Source organism: Moorena sp. SIO4G3 (genome assembly GCF_010692305.1).
Lineage (GTDB): Bacteria > Cyanobacteriota > Cyanobacteriia > Cyanobacteriales > Coleofasciculaceae > Moorena > Moorena producens_A.
On sequence record NZ_JAAHIG010000159.1, the window covers coordinates 1 to 19141 of the forward strand.

Consider the following 19141-nt stretch of genomic DNA (forward strand, 5'->3'; position numbering starts at 1 on the left):
TAGGGAGTAGGGAGTAGGGAACAGGGAATAGGGAATAGGGAATAGGGAATAGGGAAAAAAATCTGTGTACCTCATAGCTATGAGAAACGCTATAGTTTTAGGAGATTGCTAAGAAGATAAGAAGTTGGAGTTAGGGAATAAGATAGGATTTTAGCTGGTTATATCAAGTTCTATAAAATGGACTTTTGGCTTACTAATTAAATCAATAGTCCTGAGGGTGTTCCATGACAAGAAAAGTCCATGACCAATTTGCCAAGCAATATCTTAAAGAACTCCTAGACCCACTTGGTAAGGTAGAAACGAGCTGGGAAGTAGCTGGGGAAGTCCAACAAGTTGATGTTTACTTTGTGCCATCCCCAGCACTAGTAACCAATGCACAAAACCTGGGATTACTCGGAGAACTGGCTACAACTCCTGCAATGTTTGAACCCTTCCGCAACCCAGTCACTAAAGCGGAGGTACTCAGTTGTATCGGTAAACTGGCGGAGGTTCATGGTCAACTGTTCCGTCAGGCTAAGCAAGCGAGCTCATGCCCAAGTTAGGGTCACTGAATTGCCTCGTTTATGGATTCTATCCCCAACCGCTTCGGAAGAGTTTTTGGAAAGCTTCCATGCTCAACCAGATCTGGTTAATTTTCCCAGAGGTATCTACTTTCTGGGGAAATCGTTGTATACGGCAATTATGGCGATTCACCAACTGCCGGTAACGCCAGAAACCTTATGGTTGAGAATTCTCGGTAGAGGTAGAGTACAACAGCAGGCGATTGAGGAATTGAAATCCCTGCCGAGTGAGAGTCAGCTCAAAGCCAATATCCTAGAATTAGTATATGACAAGAGGCGCGATATTAGAGGCACGTATAAAACAGAATCAAGACCTAGAGGAAGATGACCGGGAGTTAGTAATGCAATTATCTGGGATTTATCAACAACGACTTCAAGTGGCTACTCAGCTTGGCAAACTGGAGGGACTAGTCCAAGGTATGCAAAACGAACGCCGTAGTATGGTCACTTACTTATTGCGATCGCGTTTTGGTGAACTAGACCAGCAACTCCTCGCCATCATTGAGCCATTGATTGCACTCTCTCCAGAAGAATTTACCCCCCTATTGCTACAATTGTCTCGTGAAGAATTATTGGCTCGATTTTTGTAAGCTATCAGACTCAACTCCTAATAACTGGAGCAGTACGGGCATCAAATCCGCTAGCTTTGAGAGCATTAACGGTTACTTGGTCATCTTGCACCCAGTATTTAGAATCAAAACGGACAAATTGATACTGCTGGGGTGTAGGAATAGTTGCCAGTACGGGTACTTTTGCCTGACGTTTTTTACCGGAATGTTTTTGCAGAATCGATTTTAATTGGTTAAGGTTGTTTGTCGTAACTTCCTGAGGGGTAAGTTCTACTACTACTGTTCGTAAAGTTTCAATGAGCTCAGCATCCTCAATAATCAGTTGAATTTTTTCATCTCGCTCATCCACCTTTGCCCAAATAATTAAACGGGAATCGGCTTGCAGTAATGAACTAATTTTTTCGTAAGTTTTTGGGAATACAACTCCTTCAGCTTGACCGGTCAGATCTTCCATCTGCACAAAGGCCATGCGTTCATTATTTTTTTTGGTGAGGTGAGGCTTAACTTCAGTGAGCATCACAATAGCACTCAACGTTGTTCCCTTCTTTTGGTCTCCTAACTCGGCCAAACTGACAGGAGAAAGCACTTGAGCTACTGGACGGGCTGATTTTAAAGGATGGTCAGACACATAAAAACCCAGCAATTCTTTTTCCCAATTTAATTTTTCTTGGCGTGAAAAATCAGAAACTGGTGGAGCGCTGGGAGCAGATTCCCAAGCATTATTGTTCTGATTTTGATCTGGCTCAGAATTAGTGTTGCCAAAGAGATCAAAAATGTTCAGCTGACCACTTTCTCGGTCTTTGGCACGGTCTTGCCCCCAACTAATCACTGGTTCTAGGTCTTTGATAAGTTGCTGGCGGTTGGGCTGAATGCTATCAAAGGCACCACAGTAAATCAAGGCTTCCAAACCACGGCGGTTAAGGGTGCGCAAATCCACGCGATCGCATAAATCTGCCAAAGCCTTAAACTCACCACCAGTCTCCCGAGCCTTGATAATACAATTAATTGCTCCGTGTCCCAAATTCCGGATAGCTGAAAACCCGAACAATATACTATTAGAGATGGGGGTAAAATCAAAATCAGAACGATTGATATCCGGTGGCAAAATCTCAATGCCCATAGTTGAGCAAGTAGCAATATATTTCTGTATCTTGTCCGTGCTGTTACTACTCGCTGTCAGCAGCGCTGCCATATATTCAACTGGGTAATTCGCCTTGAGATAGGCAGTTTGATAGGTTACATAGCCATAGGCGGTGGAGTGAGATTTGTTGAAGCAATTGGAAGCAACCATACCGTTTGCCAAAATAAAGTTATGGTCGCTCTTGACACCAATATCATAGACAGCTTGAGTACCTAAGGATTTACGGCTGATGATTTTAACCATCGATTAAATTTACGGGGTAACTAGACTTTTACTTTTCCTGATTAGGGATTAGGGATTAGGGTTTAAATACTATAACCTAACATTATTAACCTAACATTATTTCTAATACCATTAACCATTAACCAACCACCATTAACCATTAACCTAACCCCTAACACCTAACCCTAAAAACTAAATTGACAGAGTACTAGCTTACTAGCTTTCTCTTGATTGCTGAACCTGCACCAATGACTCCCACCGCTAGTAACCCTAATACTGAGAAGGGTTCGGAGACAGGGGTAGCAATGATTTGTCCTCTAATTATCCCTGCTGGGTCATTTTCTGAGTGAAGATTCAAATAGAGATCCGTATCTGCACCAGGAGCAGTAGCCAGCAGTCCAGGAGCAATCTCACTCAAGGAAGTACTGGCAGGATCATCAAGATCCCAAATTCCTGAGATAGTGGTTGAGCCATCCGAGTTAAAGGTAACCGTGCGGTCATCATTATCCTGATCCGGAGCAAAAATACCAAAGACTACCGGACCATTTTCCCCACGGGGAGCTTGGTGAAAATGGAGCTGGGTAGCCACATCTAGAGCATTTGCAGGACTTGGTACATCCGCTAGCTGGCTAAAGTCCACACCAAAAACGTTAATACTGTAAGTCAGTTCAGTACCAGCATCATTGAGTTTTAAGCTAGCAGAGCCAGTTGCTGGGGATTGGGTAACCCCTCCAGGAGCGACTTCCTGAGCACTGTCCAATGTTGCTTGAAACAGGGTATAGGCGAAGCATTTGGATGGACTTACTAGGGTTTGAGCCTGCACTGATTCCCCAAAGGCTTCGCCCCTAGGACTTTTCTTGCCGCGCTCTGAGGACAACTAGGCGTGGATCTTCTTGGGGATTAGGCTAAAATATAAACTTTTATTACATTGTTTCTCAGAAACAGGACTAAGAGAACCTTCATTATTGTATCTTCATATAGATATCCATAAACCTTTTGTATAAATTCAAGGACAAACAAATGTTCGATGCTTTTTCCAGAGCAGTAGTTGCATCAGACCAAAAGGGTGAATTTCTCGGTGGTGGTGACCTAGATGCTCTCAAAGAATTTGTTTCTTTGGGAAACCGCCGTCTAGATGCTGCGAGCTTCATTACTAGCAACTCTAGTTGTATCGTGTCTGATGCTGTATCTGGTATTGTGTGCGAAAACGAGGGTCTGACAGCACCTGGTGGTAGTATCTATACCAATCGCAAAATGGCTGCTTGCCTGCGGGATGGGGATATCGTTCTACGTTATATCACCTATGCTATTTTGGCAGGAGATGCTTCTGTACTCAATGACCGTTGCTTAAACGGCTTAAAAGAAACTTACTCCGCATTAGGTGTTCCTACAGGTAGTGTCAGTCGTGCTGTCAACATTATGAAAGCTGCTGCTCTTGCCTTTGTAACTAACACAGCTTCTCAGCGCAAAATGACTGTAACTGAAGGTGATTGCGCCTCATTAGCTTCAGAAATTGGTGGTTATTTCGATGCAGTAACGACAGCGATTAGCTAACCTTAGCTGGTTAGACAAGTTTTAATGCTGATTAAAGGAGTTTTAATCAAGCTGTTGTTTGAGCTGCAATTACATTAATTGAAAAATAGGAGATAATTGAGTCATGAAATCAGTGTTAACCACTACGATTGCTTCAGCAGATACCGCAGGTCGATATCCCAGTGGATCTGATTTAGAATCTATTGCTGGTAATATTCAACGGGCTGATGCGCGTCTAGAAGCAGCAGACAAGCTAGCTTCCAACTACGAAGCCGTTGCTAAAGAAGCTGTTGATGCAGTTTATTCAGAATTTCCCGACGGAATTAGCAAAGGTTGCACTCCTGAAGTACGCAAAGACAAATGTCTTCGCGATGTAACTACCTACCTACGCTTAATTAATTATTGCTTAGTTATTGGTGGTACTGGTCCTCTTGACGAATGGGGTATTGCGGGAGCCCGTGAAGTTTACCGCTCCCTCGGAATCAATACTGCTGCTTATGTGGCTGCCTTCACTAAAGTAAGAGATCGTATCTGCGTTCCTCGCGATATGTCTGCTCAAGCTGCCACAGAATTGACTGGTTATATCGACTATTTAATTAACTCTATGTCCTAGGGACATTGCCATCAATTTAATTTGATGAGTTAATTCTCTTTATAAAACTCTGGGCAGGATGCTTAGCTTTATTGGTTAAGTTTACTGCTCAGGGTTATTTAAATTTATCAGTTGGTTTTTGATTGGTTTTTGACAGATAATTATGAATTCTACAAATGATCTTAACGAAGGACTTTTACAGGCAAGTAAAGATGGAGATCTAGAAGTCGTAAAATCCCTAGTAGCCCAAGGGGCTGATGTCAATGTTAAGGATAAAGAAAATGCCACTGCTCTAATGCGTTCTGTATCTCGTAACTATAGGGAGATTGTGGAATTTTTGATCGAGAAAGGAGCTGATGTTAATGCCATCAATGATTGGGATTATACCCCATTAAAATATGCTATCAAACTCAACTTAAAAGAAATCCAGCAAATTCTCAGGGATAGCGGAGCAAAAGAATAAATCACTATTATGATTGCTGAGATAAACGCTCAATTAATAGAGGCAGCTAAGAGGGGTGATACTAAGACTTTAGGTTTATTACTTGAAAACGTTACTAATATCGATGGAAAAGATAATCTCTTTGGTAGAACGGTATTGATGTGGGCAGCGCGGGAAGGGCAAACGAAGACCTTACAAGTTTTACTTGAAAAGGGTGCGGAGGTAAATGCGATAGATAAATATGGCGGAACCGCATTACAGGCAGCAGCATCATCGGGACATACAGAAACCGTAAAAATATTGCTCAACTATGGAGCAGATATTAACCCTCAAGATCAACATGGTTGGACTGCACTGATGATGGCAGCAGCTCATGGTCATATAGATGCGGTAAAAACCTTGCTTAAAGTTGGGGCAGATATTAATGCCCAAGACGAATATGGTTACACAGCATTGATGATGGCTCAAAAGCAAGGTTATAGCGATATTGTCAAACTGCTCAAATCCTCAATTTAAAGATGACTAGTCCTTTTCTCAACTTATTTCCTGGTTTATCAGAAGAAAAAGCGATTGAACTTTTGGAAACACCAGTAGAACAACTAAAAGAAAAATATCACCGTTATCTAGCAGCAGCTCATTTAGTAAACTTTCCTACGGAACGCTCAATCAAAGCACTAATCAAAGTTTTGCAAGACCCTAATCCTGCACGGGAAAATCGTCAAGCACAGCGTAAAGCAATAGAATCATTAGGACGCTTAAAGGTTAATCATGCCATCGAAGTCATGGAACCTTTCTTGGGGGATAATGATCGCTATATGGTAGAAAATACTGTTTGGGCAATCGGTGAGATTGGGACATCTAATCAGGACATTCTGGAAAAAATTGCTCAATTATTAGAGAAAAAAGGACAAATTTATCGAGTAATCATTCAAACTATAACTAAACTCAATTATAAACCAGCATTGGCAAGAATTGCTCGATTTACGGAATCAGAAGATTCTGCCATAGCTTGTGCAGCCATAGCTGCTACCTGTAAGTTATCAGGAGATGACAATCAAGTCCATCGAATTATCAAATTCTTGAATGATAAAAACATTCACGCCCGGCGAGGAGCGATTCAAGACCTGATGGATTTAGAATACGATTTGGCTATTCCTGATATAGCTGCTGCTCCTGTTTCCCAGTCTCTACGTCTTCGGGGAATGCGATTTTTAGCAGATCAGGCACAAGAAAAAAGAACCGTTGATGATTCGGTAATGGAATCGAGTTTTGATTTAGCAATTTGGGATCATCCTCAAGACCTTACAATGGCTTATGAATATCCCCAAAAACCGAGTTTGGAAAGAGTAATTCAAGACCTCTACAATACAGATTTTGCCTATTGTTATTTGGCAAGTAAGGCGATGCTGGATTTTTACCCTAATGCTGGAGAAATATTAAAAAAATCTTTTGACGAAAACGCTCAGGAAGATTACGGAGCTCACTACCATATTATTAAACTATTTGGTTGGTTGAAATACGAACCTGCTTACGATCTCTTTGTGGATACGTTACTGAATTTGGGAGACAAATTTGTCAAATCGAGAATTGCTGCTGCTATCTCTTTAGGTAACTTAGGTAACAACCAAGCAATTCCCCATTTAAAAGCTGGTCTTGAAAGTAAAGTTTGGAAATTAAAGTATGCTTGTTTATTAGCATTAGATTATTTGGGTGATTCAAGTGGTCGCGCTCTTTGTGCTAATGACTCTGATTGGCTGATTCAACTAAAGGGCAAGAGTTACCCCCCTCAGGGTAAGCGGGGTAGGGAGGTAGACCAGGGAGATTAAGGGACTTGATGTCCCGAAAATCCCCAAACCCCAAACTATGTTATTTAGTAAACTATGTTACATTAGTATATTTAAAGCCAGAACGAAAATCATATTTTTCTTGTTTGTCGTAAGGGGTGCAGGTTGACTGAGAGTACTCAGCTAATGACTTAAAACCTGGCGGACAAAGTGCTGGACAGATCTCGTTAACATCCTCCCTTTGAGGACAGCTGTAGACTCCTGCCCAGCGATTCCTAAATCTCCCCTTAACCTCTTCGGAGAACTGAAATCCTGCTTGTTGGGCAATACGGATAATTTCTTCGGGCTGGGCATCTTTTAATTGTGCTTTCAATGATTGATCTTTTTTGACAGCAACAATAAAGTCCATGAGTTGTTGTTTAGACATAAAAAACAAGATCTTTTCTAAGTTGTTAAGTTTATGTGTTGAGCCCGAATTTTTTAATCCTGAAACATTTCTGCTGAGTTAGGTCAGCGACCAGTGTTAAATACCAGCCAGTGTAAAATTATACAATCCTGTCCCACTATTCAAAAAAAATTAAAAAAAATCCCATCTATCTCATCTCGATGAGATAGATGAGATTTAATCATTAGTTTTAAGGTAACCTAGGACAATTGCTGCTGGTCACAGAGGAGATTTTTAAAGTGCCTCAGTAATGCTAAGAATCTTACCTCCTACTCCATGAATATTCTGAAATGCTTTTGACATACAATCAAAGCTTACTGTTATCTGTTGTTTGCTGACTTTTTGCGCACGAGCGAAGTCGTTGGAACTAGAATAGGTAATCTTAAAACGTTTACCAGTATTGTCATAGTTCGCACCATTGCCCATAGCAAGGGGCTCGATTGGAGTAGCCATATTGGAGGCGACAGAGGTAATTAATTGAGCACTGTTATTTCTGTCGCTAGTAGGAGAACCTCTTAACAAGGAAAACATCCGATTGAAGCTTTCGTTGTTGAGACCAACTTGGGAACGAATATTACGAGGATAAGGAACAATATATTCTCCAAAGTTCAAAATATATTCTTCGCTATCGATGTAGGAGTCAATCTCAGCATCATATCCTTGTTCGTAATAGATTTGAACGTGGTCTTGAATTTCTTGTTGAGATTGAGGCGCACGACCTAACAAATGTTTGAAATTCAGTTCAATAAAGCGGTATGGAGAAGAGGAATGGAAGAAAAGTGACTTATATAAATTGGATTGAGCGATTATCCTCACAAACTGACGAACAGTAATGTCATCATCCCGGAGAAGTGCTTCAGCACTTTCCAGACGTTGTTCTTCCATTAAATGCTCATTTCCCAAGACTTGCTTGTAAACAGCCCTAATGATGATTTGTAAATCCTCTTCAGTCTGATTAGGACGCATTTCTAAAGGGTCTCCTTCAAAGGCATCCAAACCGAGGGTTGCCGAACGAGCTAAATTTCCCATCCACTTTCTCCTAAATACTAAAAAAGCTTAACTTTTGAAATTGTTTTTAATTGCTTGATTAAGCAATCCATACTAAAAATAACCAATAGGTGCGATCTTGTCCTAATTTATGAGAAACAAATTTACAAAAATTATTATTTGGAAAATTTGGTGGTCGATCAGCACCGTGTGGGATCGCTGATCAAGTCATGCCAACTCCAGGTTGCGTCAGCTAACCCGGCCCTTTCTGCTGCAGTATTGCCCTTGCGACTATGGACCCAAATCGACTTGAAATCCCTGACCATCAACCTGACTTTGGCCTCAGTCTACTCCCAGGCTTGAGCAAATTTTTGACGACAATAATTGGTTGGCCATCCTGTACTTGATCTAGGACACTGGCTAGGTTAGCTCTGACTTGAGAAGAGGTAGTTTCTCGACTAACATCGTAGCCCTCAGCCTGACTTAATACAATAGTATTGTAAATACTGAAAATTGGAACTGGGCTAGACTGCGTTCGCGTAGCGGCTCGTACCGAGCATCGCGTAGCGTGGCCTACGGCCAATCGCTTTTAGCGGAAGCGATCGCATTCTCAAACCCCAATCCTACGAAGCTCAGATCTGGCACCTGGCCCATGCAACCTGTTGACTATACCACCCTGATCGCTGCTTGTTCTGAGTTGCGTGCTACCTGGGTACCAGGACGTACCGAACAAGTCTATCAACGCGATCGCTACACCATTGCCATCGCCCTACGCACCCTAAATGGTCGAGGTTGGCTCACCATTTGTTGGCACCCCCAAGCTGCCCGAATTTGCATAGGAGATCCACCACCAAGGGTTCCCGACACCTTCACCTTTAGTGACCAACTGCGGCACCAGTTAGGTGGCTTCGCCCTAATTGCCATCAAAACCATTGCCCCTTGGGAGAGAGTATTAGACCTGCAATTTGCCAAACGCCCTGGAGAAGCTGCGACTTGGCATTTGTATGTAGAAATTATCGGCAAATACAGTAACCTAATCCTCACTGATGCTGACAATCTGATTGTCACCACTGCTCATCAAGTCAGTAACCAGCAATCCAGCGTCCGTACTATTCAAACCGGTCAACCTTACGAACTCCCACCAGCCCTGACTGGCACTAGCCCCAGTTTGACTGAACCCTACCAGAGCTGGCAAGAACGAGTCAGTTTGATACCAGGAGCAGTAGCAAATCAGTTACTCAAAAGTTATCGAGGATTGAGTCCCACCCTCGCTCGCTCAATGGTACAAGCAGCTGGTTTAGACCCAAAGCAATCCACCGAAAACCTAGAAGAATCCGACTGGCAAAACCTATTTCAACGCTGGCAACAATGGTTACAAACTTTATTGAACGTTAGCAACTTGTCTACAGACAACCTTAAACCTGCCAACCTTAAACCTGCCAACCTTGGCCAAAAGGCCACGCTACGCGAACAACCTGCTAACCTTGGCCAAAAGGCCACGCTACGCGAACAACCTGCTAACCTTAAACCTGTCAACCTTTTTCAGCCAGGCTGGACAAACCAAGGATATACGGTAATGGATTGGGGAATAGTTAAACCAGCTAAAAATATCCAAACCTTACTCAATTCCTATTACACCAACCAGTTCAATCAACACGAGTTTTCCCGGTTGCATAACCAACTGACTCAGAAGCTAAATAATAATCTACGAAAACTACGGCAAAAAGCCTCTAGCTTTAACGAACGTTTACAGCAATCTGACCAAGCTGACCAATCCCGAGAAAAAGCTGACTTATTAATGGCATATCTCCAGGATTGGCAACCAGGGATGAAATCCATCACTATACCGGACTTTGAAACCAACCAGCCAGTCAAGATTCCCTTAAATCCTGAGAAAAATGCTGTCCAAAATGCCCAAGCTTTCTACAAGCGACACCAAAAACTGAAACGAACTCGCGATGCCGTTGAGCCATTACTAAAAGAAGTACAGGATGAAATACAGTATTTAGAGCAAGTCGAGGCATCATTAACTCAGCTAAATACCTATAACACTCTAGAGGACTTACAAACCCTACAGGAAATCCGCGAAGAGCTAATTGGGCAAGGATATTTAGAAGCTTCTGCTCAAAGGAGTCGTAATCTATCCGATGTCTCACAGCCCTATCGATATCAGACTCCCAGTGGCTTTGAATTATTGATTGGTCGCAACAATCGGCAAAATGACCAGCTGACATTTCGCACAGCTGGGGATTATGACCTCTGGTTTCACACCCAAGAGATTCCTGGGAGTCATGTACTACTGAGATTAGAGCCAGGAACAGTAGCGGATCCAGCAGATTTGCAATTTGCTGCTGATCTAGCCGCTTACAACAGCCGGGGGTGTCAGAGTGAACAGGTACCAGTTGTTTACACGAAACCCAAATATGTCTACAAGCCCAAAGGCGCTAAACCCGGCATGGCGATTTATAAGCACGAGCAAATCCTCTGGGGCCGTCCTGATCAAGGTCGTGATTATGTAACCAATCCCCACGGCTAGAAACCGGGGGCTTTTAGTAGCCCTGTACAATATCTGTTAGAGAACAAGATAAGTACGAACCTCCGGGCAGGGTTACACTCTGCCCCAATAACTGGATCATCTTAGAACCATTGAAATCGGCGTCCCCATTCCATCCACAGGCACCACATTTGTAGCGCTTCCGGGACCTATAGGACTTACCTTTTACTGGATGGATGTGTAGGCACTTATGGCATGTCTGAGAAGTATAACGGGGATCCACAAAGACAACTTTTACTCCAGCCTCTAAAGCCTTGTATCGTATAAATTCACGAAGTTGGTAAAAAGCCCAATTATTAGACCTTCTTCTTTCCTTTTTAGATCTTGGCTGGAGATTTGTTCTTTCCCTGATACCCGTTAAATCTTCCAGAGCTATAACCGCCCCTTGAGATTTCGCCAGTTCTACGATGGACTTGCTTACATTGTGATTAACCCAAGCCTGGAAACGCCTTTCCTTGCCCGATAGCCGTCTCTGAAGTTGGCGACATCTCCGCCTACTACTTCTTGTGCCCTTCGAGGCTTTGTGCTGGATTTGCGATCTGACTCTGGCAAACTTATCCCTAACTTGCGTGATCTGATTTCCAGAAAAACTCTGATTTTCGCTAGTTACAGCAATATCCGTACGTCCTAGATCAACCCCAATCACTTTTTTGACTTTTTGGGGCTTAGGAGCCTTGTCTTTTACCTGGATATGGATGTAGTAATTGCCATCACGATGCTTGCATAGTTTAGCTGAAGTAGGTTTTTTGTCTTTGAGCTTACCGATTTGGTAGCTTCCAATATGCAGAAGAAACCTTTCTCTCCCACCCACTAAAGTCAAGCTAACAGTTTGGTCTTTTTCTCTATAACTAAAAATTCTTGCATCGTAATCAGCACTGGTCGGACTAAATTCTAATACCGGTTTATTTTTGTGCCTAGCAGTTTTTCTGTTCGCAGCTACACGTCCGCAAACTCTCACCGCTAGATTAGCACTCAAGCTGTAGGTCTCTCTAATGTATTGATAAACCTGGGCTTGTATGGTGTTTTTGCTAGTTATGGATGACTTGACCACAGCATTAGTATAGTTGCAAGCATCGGCAAATCCCTTGAGTGTAGCCTCGATCTTCTTGGCTTGATCAGGGGTTGGTTGAATCTTGCAAACTATAGTCAGTACTGTGTTTTTAATCTCCATTATTTCACATGTGAGTATCTACATTTATTCTAAATCAAGATGGGTGGATATTCCGGAAGATTTATTAGCCAACCTCAAGGGTATTGAACCCTTGAGCTTTGGTCATGCGGGGCGCGTTGACCTTTGGTCACGCTGCGCGAACGGCTGGCTGCGGGGGATTATCCCTTAGGGAGGGATAATCCCCCGAACCCCCTTTTGTCGGTGATGAAATCTGCCTCAACCAAAAAAATGTAAACTTTAATTACAAAAAAGAACGTATTCTCTGTTACGATTAATTTAAAGAAGAAATTTTTAGGCTGTCGGTTTGGGAACGCGCAGCCTGGATTTTCCTCATGGAAAACGACGACGTATCTCTAATTAATTACGTGGATCATACCAGCTGTCTCCACAGCTGGTGATTTTTTTAATAAAAATTAACACATATAGCAATCCTCAATTGGGTGAGGTACAAAATCCTGGTTTTTAGGGAGTAGGGAGTAGGGAGTAGGAAAGTCAGAACACAAAAGGCTGAATGCTGATAACTGAACGCGCACGCGTGCGCCTAGCGCTTATGCTGAATGCTTAGGCTATTTGGTATCAGCTTGCATCCCGTTTCCCCTTGGTCAATCAGTTGCACACCAAAAACCTCAGCAAATTTACCACACAGATCTAAGCGTACCTGTTCCACACTAAGATCGGCAATAAACTGAGCTAGACTACCCACCGGTTTATCCGCAATGCCGCAGGGAACGATATGATTAAAACCTGCAAGGTCAGGACAGACATTCAAAGCAAAGCCATGCATGGTAATCCAGCGCTTCACCTTAATGCCAATGGCAGCAACTTTACATCCTTCTAGCCAGACACCAGTCATCCCAGCCACCCGCTCACCCTTGAGTCCATAGACAGCCAACACCTGAATCAAAACTTCCTCCAGCTGTCTGAGGTACCAGTGTAAATCTTGGCGATAATACCGGAGATTGAGAATCGGGTAGCCTACCAGTTGTCCAGGACAGTGGTAGGTCACTTCACCACCACGCTCTATCCGATGCACGTCCGAGTTAACCTGATTGGGATCGAATTTGAGAAAGTCAAGACGGGATCCTTTTCCTAGGGTGTAAACCGGTGGATGCTCCAGCAACAGGAGAATATCATCCAAACTGGAATCTTGGAGCCGTTGACTAACTAGCGATCGCTGTTGCTCCCAAGCCACTGTGTAAGGGACTAAGCCTTGATGACTAATTAAACATTTACGCACGATCTTTAATTATCTCATACTTTATGCGCTATTTTATCAATGTCAACGAATGCAAAGGAATTTAAAGAGAAATCAAAAGTTGATGTTCTCTAGAATACAAAGTGATAGGGTAAGAGTATGAAGCAATAGCAGATCTCCCCAACCTCCACTGCTATTGTCAAGCGCAAACGTTACGAGATGGAGTAGTCAGTATGAAGCTTGTTATCCAAGGTAAAAACATCGATATCACCGATGCAATTCGTGACTATGTACATCAAAAAATAGAAAAGGCGGTCAATCATTTTCAAAACATTACCAATCAGGTGGATATAAATCTATCGGTGGCTCGTAATCCTCGGATAAACCCTAAACAGACAGCTGAAGTAACCATTTATGCCAATAAGACAGTGATTCGTGCCCAAGAGGGTACTGAAAACTTGTATGCCAGCATTGATCTGGTGGCTGATAAGATTCATCGTCAACTGCGCAAATATAAGGAGAAGCTGCAATCTCAGAAAACCCGTAATCAGGCCAAGACAGAGGTAATACTAGAAGAAGAATCGGTGCCAGTTGATCTGATTAGCGATCGCACTCCTGAGCTACCGGAAGAAGTGGTGCGCATGAAGTATTTTGCCATGCCGCCAATGACTGTAGAGGAAGCTTTGGAACAACTAGAGCTAGTAGACCACGATTTTTATATGTTCCGGAACATTAAAAGCGGGGAGATTAATGTAATCTATGAACGCAATCATGGCGGATATGGAGTAATCCAGCCCCGTCATGGCAATGGAAAAACTCACCACACTAACGGTAAGGTGCCTCAAAGCCTTAGTGCTGCCGCAGGATTCTTATAAAAACTCGGCTGTTGGTTAAAGGTTGACCGTTGACCGTTGACCGATCACTAGAGTTAACAAAATCTTCTCAAAGCTCCACACCATCTTAAAAGCTTGGTGTGGGGTTGTTTGCTATCACAATTTATGCCTGACGTTATGGTGTTTCCATTGAAATTTGAATTGTGAGAAGGAAAACCAGCTGAACAACCCTGCTCTTAGCACAGGGTTGTTCAACTGGGTTTTGGGATAAGATTAAGAGGGAATTTTATGGTAAGGACATGGATAGAAATAAACAGGACTTACCCCAGCCAGCTGGTTATTGACGGTAATTACACCGATTTAAACCTTTGATGTATTACCAGAAACCAGGGTTTAAGGGTCTTGGTGCGTAAGTCCTGATCAAGTTAACTGTGTTAAGACCTGTGTAAGATGTGTGAAGGCATTGAATCCTCTTCTATTGCCTGATAGGCAAGTTTATTGTTCCCAAGTCTTAACAGTTAACTTGAATTTTGCTCTACTATTTACACCTACCCTATCTCCCTTAACTCCCCTCCTTGCCTCACCTGACTTTTAACGTTCTGCCTTTTTTTTTCATGGAATTTTTGACCATATTCCTATCAGGCTTAATCACTGTCATTTCTGGGGTGGGTTTCATCCTCGACAAGGTGATCGAAAGCAATATCCGCTCCCAGTTTTCCCAGGTCGAGCAATTGCAAGTCCGAGTTAACAACACTCCCAATTATCAAATTTTGCCAGGCAAAGTAGACCAGGTTTTAATTGCTGGTAAGGGGTTATGGCTGACGCCAGATATCCGGATTGGTCTGTTGGAATTAGAAACTGATCAGATTGACCTTGATATAGAGAAGGTCCGTAACAGTGGTAAAGACTCACTAGCGAACTCTCTGAGGCAACCGCTACAAGCTGGAGTGCGTCTAGTTTTAACCGAGTCAGATATTAACCAAGCTCTAGAGTCGCCGGAAGTTAGAGAACAATTAAACGATTTGATCAATGCTGTGATCAGTCGTGGCAGTAGGCGTTATAAACTACTGAATTCACAAGTAAACTTCCTAGAGAACAACCGTATTTATTTACAAGTGACATTACAGCAAGGAGATAATCAACCCCTAGAGATTATCTTAAACTCCGGTGTGGCCATCCTGAGCGGGAAAAGCATACAGCTAATTGAACCAAAGTTGTCGGTTGATGGGAACCCACTGCCTCCTCAGGTAATCAAATTATTTGTTGGTAGTCTTAGCCAGCGTTTAAATCTGAGCAATATTGAAGATGAAGGTATCACAGCCCGAATCTTACAATTCCAGTTAAATCCTAGTGAATTAGAATTAGCAGCATTTGTGCGGATTAAGGAGTAAACCGTGTTAAGTATTAAATATAAAATATGAAGGATGAAATATCAAGCATGAAGTATCAAAAAATCAATTGGGTTTCGTGCCACTAGTCAGATCTGAGCACAGCCAATCAAATTACAGTAAATCAACCTTTTGATTAATCAGTTATTATGCATGACCAACAAGACGATCGTGGTATTCCTCTCGGTGTGATTGCCAGTATTTCCATCCTAGTCTTAGCAGCAGCAGGTGGAGGTAGCTGGTGGGCATGGCGTTCACAGCAATCTTCTCCAGAAGTGCCTGTGACAACTACACCCGAGTCATCTACACCCAAGTCATCTCAGACTATACAACCCACAACTGACAAACCCTCAACTAAGGAAAAAATTCAGGTCTATTGGCTCAATGATGTTGATAATAAAATTGTTTTAATTCCCAGTCCAATTCCCTTAAATAATAAGACCCTTAACAAAGGTGAGATCTTAGAGAGCGCATTCAACAGTTTATTGGCTGGGCCGACCAATGGGACATTTACTACCACTATTCCCCAAGGTACAAAACTACGGGGTGTTTCTCTCAAAAGTGATGGTGTTCATGTAGACTTGTCCCAGGAATTTACCGTTGGTGGAGGCAGTAGCTCCATGAGTGGTCGTCTGGCCCAAGTTGTTTATACAGCAACCAGTCTCGACCCCAATACTCAAGTATGGATTCAGGTAGATGGGAAACAACTAGAGGTTTTAGGTGGAGAAGGCTTAATGCTTGATCAACCACTGACTCGCCAAGATGTCGATCAAAACTTCCCACTCTAGAGGTTTCCCAGGTTAGACTGCTTTGAGCAGTTGCTCACTAGCGTTGGATGAAAATTTTTCAACCGACGCTGCGGCAAATAAATATACGTTGGCAGACCTATAATTCGCATGCCCAGCAAACCTATTTTCGCTTCTAGCAGCTATTATTAGCTTGACATCTGTGAAACCTATCTAAGGAGTAATGCTTAGTCAGGTTTAATCCGCATTAATGCTTGACCATATTCTATTGGTTCTCCATTTTTAACCAAAATTTCCATTACTTGTCCAGTCACTTCTGCTTCAATTTCGTTCATCAGCTTCATAGCTTCAATAATACAAACAGTTTGACCAGCACTAATGCGTTCCCCTACCTCCACAAAGGGGTCTTCATCAGGAGCAGGAGCACGGTAAAATGTCCCGACCATGGGTGACTTAATTTCCTCCCACTTTTGATCTACCCCTGGTGGAGGTACTGGTGGTTCTGGTTTTGTTACTGGTGTTGGCGCTACCTCTACCGGGCCTGGAGTGATTTGATAAGGAGTGCTAGCTCCACCGGAATCACTAGTAGGGGGGATACTGACCCCTTTACGCACTGTGAGTTCAAAATCATCACTCTTGAGGGTCAGTTCTGTAATATCGGTTTGAGCAATAGCAGCTAGGAGATCACGAAGTTGATTGATGTCTAATGCCACAATTTTTAAAAAGAGGTTAGGGTCTTGGGCCTAAAGGCTAAGGATGAAGATTTTTTGGCATTATTTTGCCTTAGTAGTCAGGTGAGTCCATTATCTTGATTGCCATGATCTATTCAGGGCATCAAATAAAGGCATCAAAACAATTTACTCGCGACCAAGATAAGAATCATTACGGGTATCGATTTTAATGCGCTCTCCTATGGAAATGAATAGAGGAACCATCACCTGAGCTCCTGTTGAAACCTTGGCTGGTTTGGTACCGCCAGTAGCGGTATCACCTTTAACACCAGGATCAGTATCGACTACTTCCAACACTACAGAATTGGGAAGTTCTACTTCTAGAATCTGGTCGTTCCAGAACAGGATGTTCACCTCCATTTCTTCACTGAGATACTTGGAGCGATCGCCAATCTGTGATTCAGTTAGACTAGTTTCCTCGAAGCTTTCCATATCCATGAAGACATATTCATCGCCATCTTTGTAGGTATGCTGCATGGCACGTTTTTCCAGGTTTGCCTGGGGTACTGTTTCCCCAGCCCGGAAGGTTTTCTCTACAACATTCCCTGTCTGGACATTTTTTAGTTTGGTACGAACAAAGGCGGAACCTTTTCCAGGCTTGACGTGGAGAAATTCCACCACCCGCCATACGGATCCATCTAACTCAATGGAGACACCGGTGCGAAAGTCGTTACTAGAAATCATTAACCTGCTAACTCGGGCAGAACAATCGGCATCTTATTTTACCCTTGAGAGGTTGAAGGTTGAAAGTTGCACTAAAGAGGTTAACGTAAAGATTTGTCCCAAAGTGGTGCGGCAAGGGACTTGTCAACCCTAAACTAAGCGATACTTTTGGCCAATCACCTCAAAGCTAGTGAAATCATCGATGGGGGGATAGGAACATAGGGAGAGGGGGATAACCTGTCTAGGGGAGTGGGTTATTGCTGTGATCGGTGAGAGCCCCAGGTGAAATACCCACGCTAACGGCTCAACAGTATCATAAACTACCTTGACATGGGAAGATATGAGATGAAGTTTTGATACGTTGTGGATCAGCCTTGACACCACTGGTGTAATGCTTGGGGCAATTATTTTTTATGAAACGTTTAAAGATCTCTTTGCCAGATTGGTGGAAACGCTTGACCAAGACTACCCTCTTGGGGCTGCTGTTAATGTCCCTTTCCTTAGGTCTGAGTGGAGCTTGGTGGAACTTTAAGTTTAACTTTGGTAATCAAGAACCTGCTCGTGAAAGTCGATTACCAGGGGGTAATGCCATTACTGATGGTAGAGCTCTGTTGCGCTACGGCTTACCGATAGATAATCAGCCAGTGCGGAAAATACAAGCCAGTTTGGAGGATATTTCTCAACAAATGCGGGCAAAACGCTGGAGTCCCATCACCAGCGATATTACTAAAGCTGCTGTGGTTTTAACTAGTAGTGATCAGAAATTGCTAGCGGACATTCCAGATGCCAGAAAACCCCAAGGCGAAGCCCTAATTGCCCAGATCCAAGCCGAAATTGCTAAGATTCGAGAAGCTGTGGAGGCTAAAGACAAGGAAAACGTCTTGATTGAGCGCGGGATACTCTTGCATCTAGTTGGGGAACTGGAACAATTGATGGTAGAGGAGTTTCCCTTTGAGGTACCCCCAGAGTATAGTAACTTACCTCAACTTAAGGGTCGCGCTACCGTGGAAATGACCACAAAAGAAGGTTCCTTGAGAATGGTGGTAGATGGTTACAATGCTCCAGTCACAGCCGGTAACTTTGTGGATTTGGTACAGCGGGGTTTCTATGATGGTCTAACCTTCAACCGTGCTGAAGATAACTATATCCTCCAAGCAGGAGACCCTCCAGGAAAAGCGACAGGCTTTATTGACCCGGAAACTGGTGAATACCGAGGGATTCCCATAGAAATCATGCTTAAAGGAGACTCGGAACCGGTTTATGAGTTTACCCTGGAAGAAATTGGTCGTTATCGTGAGCAACCTGTGCTGCCCTTCTCTGCTTATGGTACCCTAGCTATGGCACGTCCTGCAGAAGACCCCAATGGTGGCTCTTCTCAGTTTTTCTTCTTCTTGTTTCAACCGGAACTTACCCCAGCTGGTATTAACTTTATGGATGGGCGCTATTCTGTCTTTGGCTATGTGGTAGAAAACAAAGAGTTACTCAGACAGCTCAAACGAGGGGATGTAATTGAGTCGATGAGAGTTATTGATGGGGCTGAAAATTTAGTTGAGCCCCAGGCATAGCTATCAAGATAGGTTATAGA

The 19141-nt window shown here is 43.1% G+C and carries 23 protein-coding genes; 14 read left to right on the plus strand and 9 right to left on the minus strand.

Translation table 11 applies throughout. The annotated features are described in order from the left end of the window. Window positions 1-224 precede the first annotated feature (224 nt). The 3 genes from F6J99_RS45685 to F6J99_RS45695 are packed head-to-tail and all read left to right on the plus strand — an operon-like array spanning window position 225 to window position 1150. Window positions 225-542 carry a hypothetical protein gene (locus F6J99_RS45685; RefSeq protein WP_365974057.1) on the plus strand — a complete coding sequence of 106 codons (318 nt, stop codon included), beginning with the start codon at window positions 225-227 and terminating at the stop codon, window positions 540-542. Further along, window positions 493-888 carry a hypothetical protein gene (locus F6J99_RS45690; RefSeq protein WP_365974059.1) on the plus strand — a complete coding sequence of 132 codons (396 nt, stop codon included), beginning with the start codon at window positions 493-495 and terminating at the stop codon, window positions 886-888. Before F6J99_RS45685 ends, F6J99_RS45690 begins: the two co-directional genes overlap by 50 nt. A 13-nt stretch (window positions 889-901) precedes the next feature. After that, on the plus strand, window positions 902-1150 hold the full coding sequence (locus tag F6J99_RS45695) for a hypothetical protein (protein WP_365974061.1): 249 nt from the start codon (window positions 902-904) through the stop codon (window positions 1148-1150). 10 nt (window positions 1151-1160) lie between these two features. Here F6J99_RS45695 and F6J99_RS24380 read toward each other — a convergent pair whose 3' ends face one another. Continuing rightward, window positions 1161-2513 (minus strand): OB-fold nucleic acid binding domain-containing protein, encoded by a 1353-nt coding sequence (locus F6J99_RS24380; protein ID WP_293116129.1) that lies wholly within the window; start codon window positions 2511-2513, stop codon window positions 1161-1163. A gap of 187 nt (window positions 2514-2700) precedes the next feature. Next, entirely contained in the window at window positions 2701-3369 is a 669-nt protein-coding gene (locus F6J99_RS24385) for a CHRD domain-containing protein (RefSeq protein WP_293116131.1), read from the minus strand. Between the two features lie 143 nt (window positions 3370-3512). On the opposite strand from F6J99_RS24385, the gene F6J99_RS24390 reads away from it, so the two are divergent. The 5 genes from F6J99_RS24390 to F6J99_RS24410 all read left to right on the plus strand — a co-directional run bounded on the left by F6J99_RS24390 (window position 3513) and on the right by F6J99_RS24410 (window position 6885). Next, on the plus strand, window positions 3513-4046 hold the full coding sequence (locus F6J99_RS24390) for a phycocyanin subunit beta (protein WP_293116133.1): 534 nt from the start codon (window positions 3513-3515) through the stop codon (window positions 4044-4046). 103 nt (window positions 4047-4149) lie between these two features. Beyond that, on the plus strand, window positions 4150-4638 hold the full coding sequence (locus tag F6J99_RS24395) for a bleomycin hydrolase (RefSeq protein ID WP_293116135.1): 489 nt from the start codon (window positions 4150-4152) through the stop codon (window positions 4636-4638). 142 nt (window positions 4639-4780) lie between these two features. Beyond that, complete coding sequence (locus tag F6J99_RS24400; RefSeq protein ID WP_293071734.1) at window positions 4781-5080, plus strand: ankyrin repeat domain-containing protein; 300 nt, start codon at window positions 4781-4783, stop codon at window positions 5078-5080. 9 nt (window positions 5081-5089) lie between these two features. Then, entirely contained in the window at window positions 5090-5575 is a 486-nt protein-coding gene (locus tag F6J99_RS24405; protein WP_293116137.1) for an ankyrin repeat domain-containing protein, read from the plus strand. Between the two features lie 2 nt (window positions 5576-5577). Continuing rightward, entirely contained in the window at window positions 5578-6885 is a 1308-nt protein-coding gene (locus F6J99_RS24410) for a phycocyanin operon protein Y (protein WP_293116139.1), read from the plus strand. A 52-nt stretch (window positions 6886-6937) separates the two neighbouring features. On the opposite strand, the gene F6J99_RS24415 is transcribed toward F6J99_RS24410, so the two are convergent. From F6J99_RS24415 to F6J99_RS24425, 3 genes are all read right to left on the minus strand, one after another. Further along, the gene (locus F6J99_RS24415) at window positions 6938-7270 is read right to left on the minus strand and encodes a Nif11-like leader peptide family natural product precursor (protein ID WP_293116140.1); all 333 of its coding nucleotides are present in this window, start codon (window positions 7268-7270) and stop codon (window positions 6938-6940) included. Window positions 7271-7522: 252 nt separating this feature from the next. Continuing rightward, on the minus strand, window positions 7523-8317 hold the full coding sequence (locus F6J99_RS24420; protein WP_293116142.1) for a phycobilisome rod-core linker polypeptide: 795 nt from the start codon (window positions 8315-8317) through the stop codon (window positions 7523-7525). Window positions 8318-8600: 283 nt separating this feature from the next. After that, complete coding sequence (locus F6J99_RS24425) at window positions 8601-8858, minus strand: type II toxin-antitoxin system prevent-host-death family antitoxin (protein ID WP_293116144.1); 258 nt, start codon at window positions 8856-8858, stop codon at window positions 8601-8603. 69 nt (window positions 8859-8927) lie between these two features. Here F6J99_RS24425 and F6J99_RS24430 point away from each other — a divergent pair, with 69 nt between their 5' ends. Continuing rightward, complete coding sequence (locus tag F6J99_RS24430; RefSeq protein WP_293116160.1) at window positions 8928-10811, plus strand: NFACT RNA binding domain-containing protein; 1884 nt, start codon at window positions 8928-8930, stop codon at window positions 10809-10811. A 13-nt stretch (window positions 10812-10824) separates the two neighbouring features. On the opposite strand, the gene F6J99_RS24435 is transcribed toward F6J99_RS24430, so the two are convergent. Continuing rightward, complete coding sequence (locus tag F6J99_RS24435) at window positions 10825-12000, minus strand: RNA-guided endonuclease TnpB family protein (protein WP_070394119.1); 1176 nt, start codon at window positions 11998-12000, stop codon at window positions 10825-10827. Between the two features lie 10 nt (window positions 12001-12010). Between F6J99_RS24435 and F6J99_RS24440 the strand changes: the two genes are divergently transcribed. Further along, window positions 12011-12169 (plus strand): hypothetical protein, encoded by a 159-nt coding sequence (locus F6J99_RS24440; protein WP_158517372.1) that lies wholly within the window; start codon window positions 12011-12013, stop codon window positions 12167-12169. A gap of 372 nt (window positions 12170-12541) precedes the next feature. Here the strand turns inward: F6J99_RS24440 and lipB are convergent, their stop codons facing one another. Further along, on the minus strand, window positions 12542-13237 hold the full coding sequence (gene lipB, locus F6J99_RS24445) for a lipoyl(octanoyl) transferase LipB (RefSeq protein ID WP_293116147.1): 696 nt from the start codon (window positions 13235-13237) through the stop codon (window positions 12542-12544). A gap of 191 nt (window positions 13238-13428) precedes the next feature. On the opposite strand from lipB, the gene raiA reads away from it, so the two are divergent. The 3 genes from raiA (at window position 13429) to F6J99_RS24460 (ending at window position 16204) form a co-directional block, all read left to right on the plus strand. Beyond that, window positions 13429-14070, plus strand: coding sequence for a ribosome-associated translation inhibitor RaiA (raiA, locus tag F6J99_RS24450; protein ID WP_293116149.1), 642 nt, complete (start codon window positions 13429-13431; stop codon window positions 14068-14070). A gap of 572 nt (window positions 14071-14642) precedes the next feature. Further along, on the plus strand, window positions 14643-15419 hold the full coding sequence (locus tag F6J99_RS24455; protein ID WP_293116151.1) for a DUF2993 domain-containing protein: 777 nt from the start codon (window positions 14643-14645) through the stop codon (window positions 15417-15419). Window positions 15420-15565: 146 nt separating this feature from the next. After that, window positions 15566-16204 carry a GerMN domain-containing protein gene (locus F6J99_RS24460; RefSeq protein ID WP_293116153.1) on the plus strand — a complete coding sequence of 213 codons (639 nt, stop codon included), beginning with the start codon at window positions 15566-15568 and terminating at the stop codon, window positions 16202-16204. 185 nt (window positions 16205-16389) lie between these two features. Here F6J99_RS24460 and accB read toward each other — a convergent pair whose 3' ends face one another. Continuing rightward, on the minus strand, window positions 16390-16875 hold the full coding sequence (accB, locus tag F6J99_RS24465) for an acetyl-CoA carboxylase biotin carboxyl carrier protein (RefSeq protein ID WP_293116155.1): 486 nt from the start codon (window positions 16873-16875) through the stop codon (window positions 16390-16392). A gap of 144 nt (window positions 16876-17019) precedes the next feature. Beyond that, the gene (gene efp / locus F6J99_RS24470; protein ID WP_070394125.1) at window positions 17020-17577 is read right to left on the minus strand and encodes an elongation factor P; all 558 of its coding nucleotides are present in this window, start codon (window positions 17575-17577) and stop codon (window positions 17020-17022) included. A gap of 392 nt (window positions 17578-17969) precedes the next feature. Between efp and F6J99_RS24475 the strand changes: the two genes are divergently transcribed. Further along, on the plus strand, window positions 17970-19121 hold the full coding sequence (locus F6J99_RS24475) for a peptidylprolyl isomerase (RefSeq protein ID WP_293116158.1): 1152 nt from the start codon (window positions 17970-17972) through the stop codon (window positions 19119-19121). The last annotated feature ends 20 nt before the right edge of the window (window positions 19122-19141 follow it).